The 16,698-nt window shown below is 54.0% G+C and carries 20 protein-coding genes; 13 read left to right on the forward strand and 7 right to left on the reverse strand.

Features of this window, described 5'->3' with window-relative positions:
• Window positions 1-204 precede the first annotated feature (204 nt).
• The 4 genes from dinI to mdtH all read right to left on the reverse strand — a co-directional run bounded on the left by dinI (window position 205) and on the right by mdtH (window position 3,551).
• Window positions 205-450 carry a DNA damage-inducible protein I gene (dinI, locus tag WC7_RS16615; protein WP_003036157.1) on the reverse strand — a complete coding sequence of 82 codons (246 nt, stop codon included), beginning with the start codon at window positions 448-450 and terminating at the stop codon, window positions 205-207.
• Window positions 451-515: 65 nt separating this feature from the next.
• Entirely contained in the window at window positions 516-1,562 is a 1,047-nt protein-coding gene (gene pyrC / locus WC7_RS16610) for a dihydroorotase (RefSeq protein WP_016152617.1), read from the reverse strand.
• 105 nt (window positions 1,563-1,667) lie between these two features.
• Entirely contained in the window at window positions 1,668-2,228 is a 561-nt protein-coding gene (locus tag WC7_RS16605; RefSeq protein WP_016152618.1) for a lipoprotein, read from the reverse strand.
• Window positions 2,229-2,342: 114 nt separating this feature from the next.
• The gene (gene mdtH, locus WC7_RS16600; protein WP_016152619.1) at window positions 2,343-3,551 is read right to left on the reverse strand and encodes a multidrug efflux MFS transporter MdtH; all 1,209 of its coding nucleotides are present in this window, start codon (window positions 3,549-3,551) and stop codon (window positions 2,343-2,345) included.
• 259 nt (window positions 3,552-3,810) lie between these two features.
• Between mdtH and rimJ the strand changes: the two genes are divergently transcribed.
• From rimJ to murJ, 4 genes are all read left to right on the forward strand, one after another.
• The gene (rimJ, locus tag WC7_RS16595; protein WP_006685101.1) at window positions 3,811-4,395 is read left to right on the forward strand and encodes a ribosomal protein S5-alanine N-acetyltransferase; all 585 of its coding nucleotides are present in this window, start codon (window positions 3,811-3,813) and stop codon (window positions 4,393-4,395) included.
• Window positions 4,396-4,429: 34 nt separating this feature from the next.
• The gene (locus tag WC7_RS16590) at window positions 4,430-5,077 is read left to right on the forward strand and encodes a YceH family protein (RefSeq protein WP_016152620.1); all 648 of its coding nucleotides are present in this window, start codon (window positions 4,430-4,432) and stop codon (window positions 5,075-5,077) included.
• Between the two features lies 1 nt (window position 5,078).
• Window positions 5,079-6,002 carry a Gfo/Idh/MocA family protein gene (locus WC7_RS16585; RefSeq protein ID WP_016152621.1) on the forward strand — a complete coding sequence of 308 codons (924 nt, stop codon included), beginning with the start codon at window positions 5,079-5,081 and terminating at the stop codon, window positions 6,000-6,002.
• Window positions 6,003-6,225: 223 nt separating this feature from the next.
• Window positions 6,226-7,761 (forward strand): murein biosynthesis integral membrane protein MurJ, encoded by a 1,536-nt coding sequence (gene murJ / locus WC7_RS16580; protein ID WP_016152622.1) that lies wholly within the window; start codon window positions 6,226-6,228, stop codon window positions 7,759-7,761.
• A gap of 85 nt (window positions 7,762-7,846) precedes the next feature.
• On the opposite strand, the gene flgN is transcribed toward murJ, so the two are convergent.
• From flgN to flgA, 3 genes are all read right to left on the reverse strand, one after another.
• The gene (flgN, locus tag WC7_RS16575) at window positions 7,847-8,269 is read right to left on the reverse strand and encodes a flagella biosynthesis chaperone FlgN (RefSeq protein ID WP_016152623.1); all 423 of its coding nucleotides are present in this window, start codon (window positions 8,267-8,269) and stop codon (window positions 7,847-7,849) included.
• 3 nt (window positions 8,270-8,272) lie between these two features.
• On the reverse strand, window positions 8,273-8,566 hold the full coding sequence (flgM, locus tag WC7_RS16570) for a flagellar biosynthesis anti-sigma factor FlgM (RefSeq protein ID WP_016152624.1): 294 nt from the start codon (window positions 8,564-8,566) through the stop codon (window positions 8,273-8,275).
• A gap of 93 nt (window positions 8,567-8,659) precedes the next feature.
• Window positions 8,660-9,319, reverse strand: coding sequence for a flagellar basal body P-ring formation chaperone FlgA (flgA, locus tag WC7_RS16565; RefSeq protein ID WP_016152625.1), 660 nt, complete (start codon window positions 9,317-9,319; stop codon window positions 8,660-8,662).
• Between the two features lie 157 nt (window positions 9,320-9,476).
• Between flgA and flgB the strand changes: the two genes are divergently transcribed.
• From flgB to flgJ, 9 genes are read left to right on the forward strand one after another with little or no spacing between them, the layout of a single operon-like run.
• Window positions 9,477-9,893: a flagellar basal body rod protein FlgB gene (gene flgB, locus WC7_RS16560; RefSeq protein WP_016152626.1), complete on the forward strand. Its 417-nt coding sequence runs from the start codon at window positions 9,477-9,479 to the stop codon at window positions 9,891-9,893.
• Between the two features lie 3 nt (window positions 9,894-9,896).
• Window positions 9,897-10,301, forward strand: coding sequence for a flagellar basal body rod protein FlgC (gene flgC, locus WC7_RS16555; RefSeq protein ID WP_006685091.1), 405 nt, complete (start codon window positions 9,897-9,899; stop codon window positions 10,299-10,301).
• Window positions 10,302-10,313: 12 nt separating this feature from the next.
• Entirely contained in the window at window positions 10,314-11,012 is a 699-nt protein-coding gene (flgD, locus tag WC7_RS16550; protein ID WP_016152627.1) for a flagellar hook assembly protein FlgD, read from the forward strand.
• 26 nt (window positions 11,013-11,038) lie between these two features.
• Window positions 11,039-12,292: a flagellar hook protein FlgE gene (flgE, locus tag WC7_RS16545; protein WP_016152628.1), complete on the forward strand. Its 1,254-nt coding sequence runs from the start codon at window positions 11,039-11,041 to the stop codon at window positions 12,290-12,292.
• A 20-nt stretch (window positions 12,293-12,312) separates the two neighbouring features.
• Window positions 12,313-13,068, forward strand: a complete 756-nt coding sequence (locus WC7_RS16540) for a flagellar basal body rod protein FlgF (RefSeq protein ID WP_016152629.1) — start codon at window positions 12,313-12,315, stop codon at window positions 13,066-13,068.
• Window positions 13,069-13,081: 13 nt separating this feature from the next.
• Window positions 13,082-13,864, forward strand: a complete 783-nt coding sequence (gene flgG, locus WC7_RS16535) for a flagellar basal-body rod protein FlgG (protein ID WP_003036202.1) — start codon at window positions 13,082-13,084, stop codon at window positions 13,862-13,864.
• Window positions 13,865-13,921: 57 nt separating this feature from the next.
• The gene (gene flgH, locus WC7_RS16530; protein ID WP_016152630.1) at window positions 13,922-14,620 is read left to right on the forward strand and encodes a flagellar basal body L-ring protein FlgH; all 699 of its coding nucleotides are present in this window, start codon (window positions 13,922-13,924) and stop codon (window positions 14,618-14,620) included.
• Between the two features lie 33 nt (window positions 14,621-14,653).
• A complete protein-coding gene (locus WC7_RS16525) occupies window positions 14,654-15,730 on the forward strand; it encodes a flagellar basal body P-ring protein FlgI (protein ID WP_019076467.1) in 1,077 nt (358 codons plus the stop codon).
• Window positions 15,730-16,680 (forward strand): flagellar assembly peptidoglycan hydrolase FlgJ, encoded by a 951-nt coding sequence (gene flgJ / locus WC7_RS16520; protein ID WP_016152632.1) that lies wholly within the window; start codon window positions 15,730-15,732, stop codon window positions 16,678-16,680. Before WC7_RS16525 ends, flgJ begins: the two co-directional genes overlap by 1 nt.
• Window positions 16,681-16,698: the final 18 nt, after the last annotated feature.

Genomic DNA, 16,698 nt, shown 5'->3' on the forward strand with positions numbered 1-16,698 from the left:
CAGCGTTATCTGACTAACAAACCGACATGTTATTCATTTTTTTTAAGCATGTTGCACAATTATTTTGGTGTTGTGGTTAAAAGATAGACAGGAATTTATTATTAAAATATCAGTTTGCCAGAAGGAATGAACGATTGATTAAAAGATGGTGTGTATAAAAAAGCCGGGGCGACCCGGCAAACAAACATCACTGCATATCATTATTTATTCATTGATGAACCAGTCATCCGCGCTTTCCCAGGTCTCCTGGAGGATCTCGCTGATGCGTTCTTTATCCTCTTTGGTGGCACCAATAACCGACAGATTGTTTGCGCCGGCATAACGGACGGTAACGTTACCTTCGTTATCCGGAAAATGGTGCTGAATACGGCGGGAGAGTTCACCTGCCAGCGCGTCAATTGCACCAGCAGGTAAAGGTGAAGTTTTGGCAATAGTGACTTCAATACGCATAGTAGCCCCCTGTGGAATATACTGTTTATTTATACAGTTATTCTCACCAGTTGGCTACACTTTTTTTAGCTTTTCACGGACCAGTGTACCGTTTCGCCACCCAGGAAAGGCACCAGCGTATCATCTTGCAGCGCAATGCTCTCCGGGACCTGGTGCTCCACGCGTTCCAGCTCAATAAAGGTGTCATTCACCGACAAACCGTAGAACTGTGGGCCATTGAGTGAGCAGAAGGCTTCAAAATGGTCCAGCGCATTCATCTCTTCAAACACGGTGGCATAACTGCCCAGTGCGGTCGGCGCATTAAAGCAGCCCGCACAGCCACAGCTTGACTCTTTGCGATGACGCGCATGCGGCGCTGAGTCGGTACCGAGGAAGGCGCGGTTAAACCCGCTGGCGACCAGCTCACGCAGCGCCTGTTGATGGACGTTACGTTTGAGGATCGGCAGGCAGTACAGATGAGGGCGAATCCCGCCGACCAGCATGTGGTTGCGGTTAAACATCAGGTGCTGCGGCGTAATGGTCGCCGCCAGAAGGTAATTGCCGTCGCGCACGTATTCGGCAGCATCTTTAGTCGTGATATGTTCGAACACCACTTTCAGCGCAGTTAAACGCTGACGCAGTGGTTCCATTACCGTCTCAATAAAGCGCGCCTCACGATCGAAAATATCGATATCCGCATGCGTCACTTCGCCGTGCACCAGCAGAGGCATACCCAATTTTTCCATCCGTTCCAGCACTGGCATGATGGCATCAATAGAGGTTACGCCATGCGTCGAGTTGGTGGTGGCATTGGCCGGATAGAGTTTTGCGGCGGTGAACACGCCTTCGTTAAATCCACGTTCCAGTTCATTGGGATCCAGCGTATCCGTTAAGTAGCAGGTCATTAATGGCGTGAAGTCGTGTCCGGCAGGTACCGCGTCAAGAATTCGCTGGCGGTAAGCGATAGCCGCGTCCACCGTGGTGACGGGCGGAGCCAGGTTCGGCATGACAATGGCGCGGCCATAAACTTCGCTGGTATAGGGCACGACAGTTTTTAACATGTCGCCATCGCGAAAGTGAAGATGCCAGTCGTCTGGGCGGCGGATCTTTAAAACCTGGGATGGTGCAGTCATCAATATGCTCCGGCTGAGGATAGTCTTTTTTGCCGGAAACAAAGGATAAGCGGAAACGTTTTCGTTTGCACGAAAAAAAAGGGCGCATCGGCGCCCTCTGTCATATTAGTCGGTGAACGGGATAATGATTTCTCCCGGTTTCACTTCAATGCCTTTCGCCAGTTTTTTCGCCAGCGCTTCCCCCTGGCTGCTGTCATCCCGCAGAATGTACGCCGGCTGCTGGTTGAAATAGTTGCGCAGCGACTGATTTAAATAAGGCATCAGCGTTTGCAGTACCGACTGCATTTTTTCCGGCGTGACGGTAGCGTCCACGACTTCCATTTCTTGCAGATAAATCGCGCCTTTTTCTTTATTGAAAACCGGTAAGGCTTTTAGCTTCAACTTCATGGTTGCTTTCTGACTGCCAAACAGGGAGTTCATGTCCAGATTGGCGTCTCCGGTCAGCGTCACTTTATTGGGTTCTTCACGGCCTATCTGGCTGGCGAGATTGTTCAGTACGATATGTGCTTCAGCGACGCCAGGCAAACCGATATCTTTTGAAAAGTTATTATTCTTCGCCAGGGCCTGATTAATCTCTTGCTCGCTAACCGTGTATTGCGTGAGTTGATTACAACCAACCAACAGGCCGCTGACAATTAGCGCAGCGGCAAAAAAAAACTTTTTCATGGGGTTCCTCAACATGATGCTTGTGGTGTAATCGTGACACAAAGCATCATCGAGCACCAGCGCTGCGGGTAACAGCAGAAAAAACTGAAAAATGCGCGTACACCAGATTGGCTATCAGGCGTTAGGCTCCAGCATACCACGCGTTGGGCGTTTGAGACTGAATTGCCAGCCCAGCGCCAGGAAAGTGATGAAGCCGATAATACCGAGCATCATCCAGGGCAGCTCCGGTTGTGCCAGGGCTTTACCCATGTCAAACAGCCAGCCGCCGCCGATATAACCAATGGCGCCGCCGATGGCGAGTCCCAGTCGACTGAAACCCATATAGCTTCCCCGGGCACGTGCATTCGCCAGCGAGGCGCTCAGGGTTTCACGCGCCGGTTCGGCGATGATTGAGCCAATATAGAACGTGCAAATCAGGGTGAACAGCTGCTGCAAATTCCCGACCAGGCCGATGGGCATCATGCTTAAAGACATCACCAGCAGACCGGCCATCAGGCGATGCTCAAGGCGAAAGCGTTTTTCACTCCAGCGGGCAATCGGGTAGAGCAACGTTAAAGAGAGGCACGCCTCGATGGCATACATCCATTTCACAGCGGCCGGTGAGCCAGCGATGTCGTTTACCATTATTGGCAGCATCAGCATCACTTGTACCGCCAGCATGTAATAGCCCGCCAGCGTCAGCACATAAGTGACAAAGCGCTTGTCATGCATCACATGGCTCATTCCTTCGCGCACCGGAATTTTCACCGTTGACAGTTTCCATGCCGGAAGTAGCCAGGCGTTAAACGCCGCGCACAGAACGAACAAAATTGCGCCGGTGGCACACACCAGACGGAAATCGTATTGCAATAACCAACTGCCGAGCAACGCGCCAACCACTGCCCCGGCGCTATCCTGCATCATCAGAATAGAGAAAAAACGCCCGCGCTTTTCCGGACGGATCAGTTTGACCACCAGCGCCGAGCGGGGAGGGTCGAACAACGTGCCGCCCAGCCCGGAAAGAAAGCAGGAAAACCATAGCAGCCACGGTTCATGGGCAATGCCCATGGTGGCGAATCCGGCAGCGCGCATCAGCATGCCGGTGACGATCATCGGTTTTGCCCCGAAACGGTCAGCAATAGCACCGCCGAAGATACCTAAACCTTGCTGGATAAATTGACGTAATCCAAGCGCGATACCGACCATCACGGCGGCCCAGCCCATTTGATCGACGAAACGAATTGAGATCAGCGGGAAAACGACGAAGAAACCCAGCACGACCAGCATGTTATCGATAAGAAGGAAGTATTTACCCAGGTTCCTTGCCTGCGAGACTTGCGACATTTCCCCTCCAGGGAAAAACTCGTCACTCTGGATAGAGTTTAAAAGATAAGCACCTCCTATTCTGCGGTGTCGTCAGCGCTTTTCCCACCCTTCGCGGGACAATATTTTTTTATCAAAAGTCCGTCTTGATAGAGAGTTTTCATCAAAATGTGTGAATAATTCAAAAAATGGCATTTTGCTCTTTTCACAGGGCGTATTTGCGCAGGTATAGTAATGCGAATAGCGTATTGAAGACGTTACGGGAAGGAGTAGGTATAGAATGTTTGGCTATCGCAGTAACGTGCCAAAAGTGCGCTTAACCACGGACCGCCTGGTCGTGCGTTTAGTGCATGAGCGTGATGCCTGGCGTCTGGCAGATTATTACGCAGAAAATCGTCATTTCTTAAAGCCCTGGGAGCCTATTCGCGATGAAAGCCACTGTTATCCATCAGGCTGGCAGGCGCGTCTGAGCATGATCTCTGAGTTTCATAAACAGGGCACCGCTTATTACTTTGCGCTGCTCGATCCGGAAGAAAAAGAGATTATTGGCGTCGCGAACTTCTCGAACGTCGTGCGGGGATCTTTCCACGCCTGTTATCTCGGTTACTCCATTGCACAGAAGTGGCAGGGGCAGGGGCTGATGTATGAAGCCTTAACCTCGGCCATCCGCTATATGCAGCGTACGCAGCATATTCACCGCATTATGGCTAACTACATGCCACATAATAAACGCAGCGGTGACCTGCTGGCGCGACTGGGTTTTGAAAAAGAAGGGTATGCAAAAGACTACCTGCTGATTGACGGGCAGTGGCGCGATCACGTGCTGACGGCGTTGACCACATCAGAATGGACCCCCGGCCGCTAAGTTTCAGATGCAGCCATGATTAATGGAGAAGACGATGAAATACGAATTAACCGCCACCGAAGCACGGGTGATTGGCTGTTTATTAGAAAAACAAGTGACTACGCCTGAACAGTATCCGCTCTCCGTTAACGGAGTCGTAACCGCCTGCAATCAAAAAACGAATCGTGAACCCGTGATGAACCTGTCGGAATCCGACGTGCAGGATCAGCTTGATAACCTGGTGAAACGGCATTTCCTGCGTACGGTGAGTGGCTTTGGTAATCGCGTCACCAAATATGAGCAGCGTTTCTGCAACTCTGAGTTTGGTAATCTTAAGCTCAGCACGGGGGAAGTCGCGCTCATTACCACGCTGTTGCTGCGCGGCGCTCAAACACCTGGTGAACTGCGTAGCCGCGCCTCCCGGATGTACGAATTCAGCGACATGGCCGAAGTAGAGTCGACACTGGAGAAACTGGCAACCCGGGAAGATGGTCCTTATGTCGTTCGCCTGGCGCGTGAGCCGGGCAAACGTGAAAGCCGTTATATGCACCTGTTTTGCGGTGACGTTGATGAAGCGATGGCCACGGCAGATGAACTTCCGGCAGCTTCGGGTGATCTACAGGCGCGCGTTGACGCGCTGGAAACAGACGTCGCGGAGCTTAAGCAGCGGCTTGATTCCTTGCTGGCGCACCTGGGAGACTAATGTGAATAAATTACGTATCGGCGTTGTCGGGCTCGGCGGGATTGCGCAAAAGGCCTGGCTGCCCGTGCTGGGCGCTAGTGCAGACTGGACGCTGGAAGGGGCATTTTCACCTTCGCGTGAAAAAGCGCAGCGTATCTGTCATACCTGGCGGATACCCTACGTTGATTCACTGGTTAATCTGGCGCAAACCTGCGATGCGGTTTTCGTCCATTCCAGTACCGCAACGCACTATGCGGTGGTCAGCGAACTGCTGAATGCCGGGGTTCACGTGTGCGTGGATAAACCGCTGGCGGAAAACCTGCGCGAGGCTGAACAATTGGTGGAGCTTGCCGAGCGGAAAAAGCTGACGCTGATGGTGGGGTTTAACCGTCGATTTGCGCCGCTGTATCAGGATCTCAAATCCCAGTTGGGCAATGCGGCGTCCGTACGCATGGATAAGCACCGGACGGACAGCGTCGGGCCGCACGATCTGCGCTTCACTCTGCTGGACGACTATCTGCACGTTGTCGATACCGCATTGTGGCTGGCGGGAGAGAAAGCGCAGTTAAATAACGGTACGCTGTTAACCAATGAATCCGGCGCGATGCTCTATGCGGAGCACCATTTTTCTGCCGGGCAAATGCAGATAACGACCAGTATGCATCGCCGCGCCGGTAGCCAGCGCGAGAGCGTGCAGGCGGTGACGGATGGTGGCCTGATTGACGTCACGGATATGCGGGAATGGCGGGAAGAACGCGGGCAAGGAGTGGTGCACAAGCCGGTAGCAGGCTGGCAAACTACCCTGGAACAGCGTGGTTTTGCCGGATGCGCACGTCATTTCATTGAGTGCGTGCAAAATCAGACGGTTCCCCAGACGGCAGGTGAGCAGGCGCTCCTGGCCCAGCGCGTTGTCGAAAAGCTGTGGCGGGAGGCGATGGCTGAATAACCCCCTGTAACATCTGGCGGTAGTAATTCATTGTAATCCAGGTACTATATGCCAACTCAAAAATAACACCTCTTTTCAACCATAGGCTTGTTTGTCGGCCTGATAAGACGCTACGGCGTCGCCATCAGGCACAGCAAAAGTGCCGGATGGCGGCGATCATGCCTTATCCGACCTACGGGCAGGTTTGTCGGGGTTTTGCCTCAGAGTCTGGAATACAACATAGATGAATTTATTAAAGTCGCTGGCAGCCGTCAGCTCGATGACGATGTTTTCACGTGTGCTGGGTTTTGCGCGTGATGCGATTGTCGCCAGAATCTTTGGCGCAGGGATGGCGACTGATGCCTTTTTTGTGGCGTTCAAACTTCCTAACCTGCTGCGCCGAATCTTTGCTGAGGGCGCTTTTTCGCAGGCGTTTGTGCCTATTCTTGCCGAATATAAAAGTAAGCAGGGGGAGGATGCGACCCGCGTCTTTGTCTCTTACGTTTCCGGGCTGTTGACTCTGGCGCTGGCCGTGGTGACGGTCGCCGGAATGCTGGCTGCCCCGTGGGTGATTTTAGTCACCGCGCCTGGGTTTGCCGACACAGCGGACAAATTTGCGCTGACCACTCAACTGCTACGGATCACCTTTCCGTATATTCTGCTGATCTCGCTGGCTTCGCTGGTGGGTGCGATCCTGAATACCTGGAATCGCTTTTCCATTCCGGCGTTTGCGCCGACCTTTCTGAATATCAGCATGATCGGTTTCGCGCTGTTTGCTGCGCCTTATTTTCACCCTCCGGTGCTGGCGCTGGCGTGGGCCGTTACCGTTGGCGGCGTGCTGCAGCTGATTTACCAGCTTCCGCACCTGAAGAAAATTGGCATGCTGGTGCTGCCGCGCGTGAACTTCCGTGATGCGGGGGCGATGCGCGTCGTCAAGCAAATGGGCCCGGCGATCCTTGGGGTATCTGTCAGCCAGATTTCACTGATCATCAATACGATTTTCGCTTCATTTCTGGCCTCTGGCTCAGTGTCATGGATGTATTATGCTGACCGTCTGATGGAGTTTCCGTCTGGCGTACTTGGCGTCGCGTTGGGGACTATCCTGCTGCCCTCGCTGTCCAAAAGTTTTTCCAGCGGTAATCATGATGAGTATTGCCGTCTGATGGACTGGGGCCTGCGTTTGTGTTTTCTGTTGGCATTACCGAGCGCCGTGGCGTTGGGGATTCTGGCCAAACCGCTGACGGTTTCTCTGTTCCAGTACGGTAAATTTACCGCCTTTGACGCCGCGATGACGCAGCGCGCGCTGGTGGCATACTCGGTAGGTTTGATTGGCTTGATCGTGGTGAAAGTGTTGGCCCCTGGTTTTTATTCGCGCCAGGATATTAAAACGCCAGTCAAGATTGCCATTGTCACGCTGATTATGACCCAGGTAATGAACCTGGCGTTTATTGGGCCGCTGAAACATGCTGGGCTGTCGCTGTCGATTGGTCTGGCGGCGTGTCTGAACGCTTCACTGCTGTACTGGCAACTGCGTAAACAGAAAATTTTTACCCCACAACCGGGTTGGGCCTGGTTCCTGGCGCGACTGGTGATTTCTGTGCTGGTGATGTCGGCGGCGCTGGTTGGGATGCTATACATCATGCCGGACTGGTCGCAGGGAACGATGTTATGGCGTCTGCTGCGTCTGATGGCCGTTGTGGTGGCAGGTATTGCTGCTTACTTCGCTGCGCTCGCGGTGCTGGGCTTTAAAGTGAAAGAGTTTGTGCGCCGGACGGCGTAACAGATTAATGCCGGATGGCGGCATGACGCCGTATCCGGCCTACAAAACGCGTAGGCCTGATAAGCAAAACGTTATCAGGCTAGCATCAGATAGAGAATTTTTTCCCGCCGCGGTGCGCAGCAGAGGTTTGACCGTTTGCGCCATACAGCGCCGGTTCCTGGTGCGGTTTCAGCACTTGAATCGCTTGTTGATTGCGCTCGATCTGCCCTTCCAGCAGCCAACCGTTGTGCTGGTTGAGTTCGCGTAGGTCCTGTGTTTTCCGGGTAATGGTCTGCCAACGCTCGGCAATTTCATCATTGGCGCTGCGCGTGGCGTCATGCTCCAGACGGCGCTGCTGCTCCAGATAATCAAGGGTTGCCAGCAAAGAGCTTTTTTCTTCTGTAATACGCTGTAGCTGGCTGCCGTTAATATATCCTGCGGAAAGCTGCTGCTGTTCAGCATCCATTACCGTTTTCAGGTCATTGAGGACGGTCGTCATCTGGTCAAGTATTTCTGACAAACGAGTCATACTTTATTTACTCTGTAAGTAGCTCTGCGCCTCGCGGATCAGCGAGTCGGCAATTTTTCCGGTGTCCATTTTCAGCTCGCCATTACGGATCGCGGTTTTCAGTGCTTCCACGCGTTCCATATTGATGTCATTGGTGCCGGGCTGCATCAGTTTGGCCTGGGCGTCGCTCAGCATGACGCTGGTGCTGGTGGTGGCGGTGGTTTTTTCCTTCCGCGTTTTTTGTACCGGCGCATCGCTGGTTTCACGTGGCTGAACGGTACTTACTGGCTTCAATGGTGAGGTACGATCAATGCTCATTTTGTTTATCCTCATCGAGGGGTTACGCTATAGCGGCCCGCTGTAATCATTGGTTGTTTATCTATCGGCACACGCTAAAAAATCTTTAACCTATTATAGGTTAATAAGAATATTCCCATCAGAATCGACGACACCGCTCACCACCTGGCCTGAAATCATCCGTACTCGGGCATTCTGGGCGACGGCGGCATTGTTCAGCGCTTTACCTTCGGCATTCACCCGAAAGCCATCTCCGTTGGCGATAACCAGGACGCGCTGACCGGCCTTGATTCGCCATGCCTGGCGCAACATGGAAAGCTGTATCGGCTGACCTGGCACCAGATCGCGCAAGCTTACGGCATCCTGCACCTGATTCATATCCAGCACGGCGCGCGGAGGGAGTTGGTCCAGTCGACCTCGTTTTAGCGTTACGCTGGCCGAAGTCAGGGCGCTACCCCGAGCGACGGGCGCGGCGGCAACAACGTAGTTTCCCGTGGCCTGCACGTTCACCTGCAGATAACGTTTCTCGTTGGCGCAGCGCGCCAGCACGTTCACGTTACCCCACAATTTTGCACTCCCGGACACGCTAAATGCTGGTTGTTCGCAGCTCGGCAATAAGTTTGGCGACGTACGGATAGTAACGACGACCTCATCGCTAAATCCGGCCAGACGCTGGGAAAACCATGCCGTCAGCTGTGAATTCAGGTCTTGCGCCAGCGTCATAGGACTGAACAGCAGTGCTGCCACGACGACTCCACGTTTAAACGTTTGCATCAAAACCTCGCGCTTTTTCAGGTAGTGACAGGATTCTACCTGTGTGACGCAGTCATCAACGCAACAAATAGCGACGCATTTTGCGTTTATTCCGGCGATAACGCGCGCGTAATGGGATTTAAGCTGTCGGCTGAATTTTGTCATTTGCGGAGGAGATATGCTCGATAAGCTCGACGCCGCCTTACGTTTTCAACAGGAAGCGCTGAATTTGCGCGCCCAACGCCAGGAAGTATTGGCGGCCAACATAGCCAATGCCGACACGCCGGGGTATCAGGCGCGCGACCTGGATTTCGCCAGTGAATTAAAAAAAGTCATGGTGCGAGGACGGGAAGAAACCGGCGGTGTCTCGTTGACGCTGACCTCTGCACAACACATTCCGGCCCAGACCGTTTCCGCTCCTTCTACGGAACTGCTCTACCGCATTCCTGATCAGCCATCTCTCGATGGCAACACGGTAGATATGGACCGGGAGCGTACGCAATTTGCAGACAACAGCCTCAAGTATCAAATGGGGCTGACCGCGTTGGGTGGACAAATTAAAGGCATGATGAACGTGCTGCAAGGAGGGAACTAATTCGTGGCGCTGTTAAATATTTTTGATATCGCAGGCTCTGCGCTGACGGCTCAGTCTAAGCGCCTGAACGTGGCGGCCAGCAACATGGCGAATGCGGATAGCGTCACCGGACCTGACGGTCAGCCCTATCGCGCGAAGCAGGTTGTTTTTCAGGTTGATGCCGCGCCAGGTGCGGCAACCGGTGGCGTAAAAGTCGCTGACGTCATTGAAAGCCAGGCGCCGGATAAGCTGGTTTATGAACCCGGTAATCCGCTGGCCGATGCGAACGGTTACGTAAAAATGCCGAATGTGGACGTCGTCGGCGAAATGGTCAACACCATGTCAGCCTCACGTAGCTACCAGGCAAACGTTGAAGTGCTCAATACGGTGAAAAGCTTGATGCTCAAAACGCTGACGCTAGGCCAGTAAAAGGAGGCGCACATGTCTATTGCTGTAAAAATGAATGACCCGAGCACGACGGGTGTGAATGACGCAACGGGGAAGAGTTCGCTGACGGGCAGCAACGCCGCGGACCTGCAAAGCAGCTTCCTTACGCTGCTGGTGGCACAGCTGAAAAACCAGGATCCAACCAACCCGCTGCAAAACAACGAACTGACCACCCAGTTGGCGCAAATCAGTACCGTGAGCGGAATTGAGAAACTGAACACCACGTTGGGATCGATCTCCGGGCAGATCGACAACAGTCAGTCGCTGCAGGCCAGTACGCTGATTGGCCACGGTGTCATGATCCCAGGCACCACCATCCTGACCGGTAAAGGTACGGAAGAGGGCGCAAAAACCACCACCACGCCGTTTGGCGTTGAACTGCAGCAACCGGCAGACAAGGTTACCGCAACCATTACCGATAAAGACGGCAAGGTAGTACGCACCATTGATATTGGTGGGTTGAAAGCGGGCGTTCATACCTTTACCTGGGACGGCACCATGACCGATGGCACGGATGCGCCAAGCGGTTCTTACAACGTGTCAATTGCTGCCAGTAATGGCGGAACACAACTGGTGGCTCAGCCGCTTCAGTTTGCGCTGGTGCAGGGCGTTATTCGCAGTAACGGCGGTAATACGCTGGATCTGGGCACCTATGGAACCACCACCCTCGACGAAGTACGGCAGATCATTTAAGCCTTCACACTTATCAGGAGTAAGTCATGGCCTTTTCACAAGCGGTCAGCGGTCTGAACGCTGCAGCGACCAACCTCGATGTCATTGGTAACAACATCGCCAACTCCGCCACCTACGGTTTTAAATCCGGTACGGCCTCTTTTGCCGATATGTTCGCCGGTTCTAAAGTGGGTCTGGGCGTTAAAGTTGCGGGCATTACCCAGGACTTTACCGACGGTACCACGACCAACACCGGTCGCGGGCTGGATGTCGCTATCAGCCAGAACGGTTTTTTCCGCATGGTAGACAGCAACGGTTCCGTTTTCTACAGCCGTAACGGTCAGTTCAAGCTCGATGAAAACCGCAATATCGTCAACATGCAGGGGCTACAGCTGACGGGCTATCCGGCTACCGGTACACCGCCAACGATACAGCAAGGTGCTAACCCGGCGCCGATCACTATCCCGAATACGCTGATGGCGGCTAAAACCACCACGACTGCGTCAATGCAGATCAACCTGAACTCCACTGACAAGGTGCCAACGAAGACCCCGTTTAATCCCAGCGATGCGGATTCCTACAACAAGAAAGGCACCGTTACCGTTTTCGATAGCCAGGGTAACGCCCATGACATGAATATTTTTTATGTCAAAAATGCGCAGAGCAACACCTGGGAAGTTCACACACAGGATGCTTCAACCGGAGCCGCTGCAAAATCAGCAGGGTTTATGCGCTTTAATGAAAATGGTGTGTTCTTAGGGATTAGCGCCACAGCCGCCGAGGCGGTACCAACGCCTCCTACCGTCTGGCCAAAGGAAATCAATATCACAACCGGGCAGATTAACGGTGCTGATGCGGCAAATTTCTCTCTGAGCTTCCTCAATTCCATGCAGCAGAACACTGGCGCCAACAACATCGTTGCCACGAATCAGAATGGCTATAAGCCGGGCGACCTGGTGAGCTACCAGATTAACAATGACGGTACTGTGGTCGGTAACTACTCCAACGAACAGCAACAGGTTCTGGGGCAGATCGTGCTGGCAAACTTTGCCAACAACGAAGGTCTGGCTTCTCAGGGTGACAACGTCTGGGCAGCTACTCAGTCTTCCGGCGTGGCGCTGCTGGGTACCGCAGGCGAGGGTAACTTCGGCAAGCTGACCAACGGCGCTCTGGAAGCATCAAACGTGGATTTGAGTAAAGAACTGGTGAATATGATCGTCGCCCAGCGTAACTATCAGTCGAACGCGCAGACCATCAAAACCCAGGACCAGATCCTCAACACGCTGGTCAACCTGCGCTAAGCGCCTGACGGGATGGCTTAATGGATCACGCAATTTATACCGCCATGGGCGCGGCCAGTCAGACGCTGAATCAACAAGCGGTGACGGCCAGCAACCTGGCAAACGCCTCAACGCCGGGTTTTCGTGCGCAACTCAATGCGCTGCGCGCGGTTCCCGTTGAAGGATTGTCTTTACCGACGCGTACGCTGGTGGTGGCCTCCACGCCGGGGGCCGATATGACGCCGGGTCAGATGGACTATACCTCACGTCCGCTGGACGTGGCGCTGCAACAGGATGGCTGGTTGGCTGTGCAGACCGCGGGCGGTAGCGAAGGATATACCCGAAATGGCGCCATTCAGGTAAGCCCTACGGGGGAACTGACCATTCAGGGACACCCGGTGATTGGCGAAGCCGGACCAATAGCCGTACCGGAAGGTTCAGAAGTCACCATTGCGGCAGACGGCACGATCTCGGCGCTCAACCCTGGCGATCCGGCTAACACCGTTGCGCCAGTTGGGCGACTGAAACTGGTGAAGGCCACGGGGAGTGAAGTGCAACGTGGCGATGACGGTATGTTCCGTCTGACTCAGGCCGCGCAGGCTACCCGTGGCGCTACGTTACAGGCCGACCCCAGCATTCGCGTTATGTCGGGTGTGCTGGAAGGCAGTAACGTTAAGCCGGTAGCCGCGATGAGTGACATGATCGCCAACGCCCGTCGTTTCGAAATGCAAATGAAGATTATCAGTAGCGTGGATGATAACGCGGGTCGCGCCAACCAACTGCTGTCGATGAGTTAATACAGGACATTTTATGATCAGTTCATTGTGGATCGCCAAAACCGGCCTGGATGCGCAGCAAACCAACATGGATGTGATTGCCAACAACCTGGCAAACGTCAGTACCAACGGATTTAAGCGTCAACGTGCCGTGTTTGAAGATCTGTTGTACCAGACGATTCGCCAGCCTGGCGCACAGTCTTCTGAACAAACCACACTGCCGTCTGGTTTGCAGATTGGTACCGGTGTGCGCCCGGTCGCGACCGAGCGTTTACACAGCCAGGGGAACCTGTCGCAGACCAACAACAGTAAAGATGTGGCGATTAAAGGGCAGGGCTTTTTCCAGGTCATGCTGCCTGATGGCACGTCCGCCTACACCCGTGACGGTTCTTTCCAGGTGGATCAGAACGGTCAACTGGTGACTGCGGGTGGTTTTCAGGTTCAGCCAGCTATCACCATCCCGGCTAACTCGCTCAGTATCACCATTGGACGCGACGGTATCGTCAGCGTAACCCAGCAGGGCCAGGCAGCACCGGTTCAGGTAGGGCAGCTTAACCTGACTACTTTTATGAACGATACCGGTCTGGAAAGCATTGGTGAGAATCTGTACACCGAAACGCAGTCATCCGGTGCGCCGAATGAGAGCACTCCGGGGCTGAACGGCGCGGGTCTGCTGTACCAGGGTTATGTTGAAACCTCTAACGTCAACGTGGCGGAAGAGCTGGTAAACATGATCCAGGTTCAGCGCGCTTACGAAATCAACAGTAAAGCGGTATCGACCACCGATCAGATGCTGCAAAAACTGACGCAACTCTAAAGTGTGGCCCGGTGGGGTGAAAGCCTCACCGGCACACTGATTTTGAAGATGACCGCAATGCGAAAATACGCGCTTCACCCATACCCAATTTTAGCCCTGTTGGTGGTTTCATTGACAGGATGCGCCTGGATCCCGGCCACGCCCCTCGTGCAGGGCGCAACGTCTGCCCAGCCTGTTCCTGGCCCGACGCCGGTGGCGAATGGATCAATCTTCCAGTCGGCCCAACCGATTAACTACGGTTATCAGCCGCTATTCGAAGACCGCCGTCCGCGCAATATTGGCGATACGTTGACCATCGTATTGCAGGAAAACGTCAGCGCGAGCAAAAGTTCTTCGGCTAATGCCAGCCGCGACGGCAAAACCAACTTTGGCTTTGATACCGTACCGCGTTATTTGCAAGGACTGTTTGGCAACGAGCGTGCTGACGTAGAAGCTTCAGGCGGTAACACCTTTAACGGTAAAGGCGGCGCGAACGCCAGCAATACCTTCAGCGGTACGCTGACCGTAACGGTCGATCAGGTACTGGTGAATGGTAACTTACATGTTGTGGGTGAAAAACAGATCGCCATTAATCAGGGCACTGAATTCATTCGCTTCTCCGGGGTCGTTAACCCGCGCACCATCAGTGGCAGCAACTCCGTACCGTCAACTCAGGTTGCGGACGCACGTATTGAGTATGTCGGCAACGGCTACATCAATGAAGCGCAGAATATGGGCTGGTTGCAGCGTTTCTTCCTTAACTTGTCGCCGATGTAAGCGAGGTACCCAGTGTTTAAATCTTTAGTTGGAATGGTACTGGTGCTGATAACCACCTTTGCGCATGCCGACCGTATTCGTGACCTGACCAGCGTTCAGGGCGTGCGGGAAAACTCGTTGATCGGTTATGGGCTGGTGGTCGGTTTGGATGGCACGGGTGACCAGACCACCCAGACGCCGTTTACTACGCAAACGCTCAACAACATGCTTTCGCAGTTGGGAATTACCGTGCCAACCGGCACCAATATGCAACTGAAAAACGTGGCGGCGGTGATGGTGACCGCGCAATTCCCGGCCTTTGGTCGTCAGGGGCAAACCATTGACGTGGTGGTCTCTTCCATGGGGAACGCCAAAAGCCTGCGCGGCGGAACGTTGCTGATGACCCCGCTGAAAGGGGTCGATAGCCAGGTATATGCGCTGGCGCAGGGGAATATTCTGGTAGGCGGTGCAGGCGCGGCTGCGGGTGGCAGCAGCGTGCAGGTAAACCAGCTCAATGGCGGACGTATTACCAACGGCGCGACCATCGAACGTGAATTACCCAGCCAGTTCGGTGGCGGTAACACCATTAATCTGCAGCTCAATAATGAAGATTTCACTATGGCGCAGCAGATAACCGACACCATTAACCGTTCGCGCGGCTTTGGTAGCGCCACTGCGCTGGACGCCCGGACGATTCAGGTACGCGTGCCAAGCGGCAACAGTTCGCAGGTGCGTTTCCTTGCTGACATCCAGAATATGGAGGTGAACGTCACGCCGCAGGATGCGAAAGTGATTATCAACTCGCGCACCGGATCCGTCGTTATGAACCGTGAAGTCACGCTGGATAGCTGTGCCGTCGCGCAAGGCAACTTGTCGATTACGGTAAACCGCCAGGCGAACGTCAGCCAGCCGGATACACCGTTTGGCGGTGGACAGACCGTGGTGACACCTCAAACCCAGATCGATCTGCGCCAGAGCGGCGGTTCGCTGCAAAGCGTGCGTTCCAGCGCCAACCTGAACAATGTTGTGCGTGCGCTTAATGCGCTAGGGGCAACGCCGATGGATCTGATGTCCATTCTGCAATCGATGCAGAGCGCGGGATGCTTACGCGCCAAACTGGAAATCATCTAATGATTGGTGACAGCAAACTGCTGACCAGTGCCGCCTGGGATGCGCAATCACTGAACGAACTGAAAGCGAAAGCGGGTCAGGACCCGGCGGCGAATATCCGCCCGGTTGCCCGTCAGGTTGAAGGGATGTTCGTACAAATGATGCTGAAAAGCATGCGTGAAGCGCTGCCGAAAGATGGCGTTTTTAGCAGTGATTCGACACGTTTGTATACCAGCATGTATGACCAACAAATTGCGCAGCAGATGACCGCAGGTAAAGGTCTGGGACTGGCTGAAATGATGGTTAAGCAGATGACTGAAGGGCAGGCGCAACCCGCAGACGATGCGCCGCAGGTGCCAATGAAGTTCTCCCTGGAAACGGTGACCAGCTATCAAAACCAGGCGCTGACGCAACTGGTCCGTAAAGCCATTCCCCGCGCGACGGAAAGCAATGATGAGCCGCTGTCAGGTGACAGCAAAGACTTCCTCGCCCAGCTATCGCTGCCGGCTAAGCTGGCAAGTCAGCAAAGCGGGGTTCCGCATCATCTGATTCTGGCGCAGGCGGCGCTGGAGTCCGGATGGGGCCAGCGACAAATCCGCCGTGAGAACGGTGAACCGAGCTTTAACATTTTTGGCGTGAAGGCTTCGGGAAGCTGGAAAGGCCCAACCACCGAAATCACCACCACCGAATATGAAAACGGCGAGGCGAAAAAGGTGAAAGCCCGATTCCGCGTCTATAGCTCTTATCTTGAGGCACTGTCGGATTATGTCGGTCTGATATCGCGTAACCCGCGCTATGCGGCGGTAACCGCCGCTGCTACCGCCGAGCAGGGGGCACAGGCTTTGCAGAATGCCGGTTACGCGACTGACCCTAACTATGCGCGTAAATTAACCAGCATGATCCAGCAGTTGAAATCGATGAGCGAAAAAGTGAGCAAAACCTACAGTACGAATATCGATAATCTCTTTTAAATAGCTCAAGTCTACCAA

It is taken from the genome of Citrobacter sp. KTE151, assembly GCF_000398845.1.
Lineage (GTDB): Bacteria > Pseudomonadota > Gammaproteobacteria > Enterobacterales > Enterobacteriaceae > Citrobacter > Citrobacter braakii.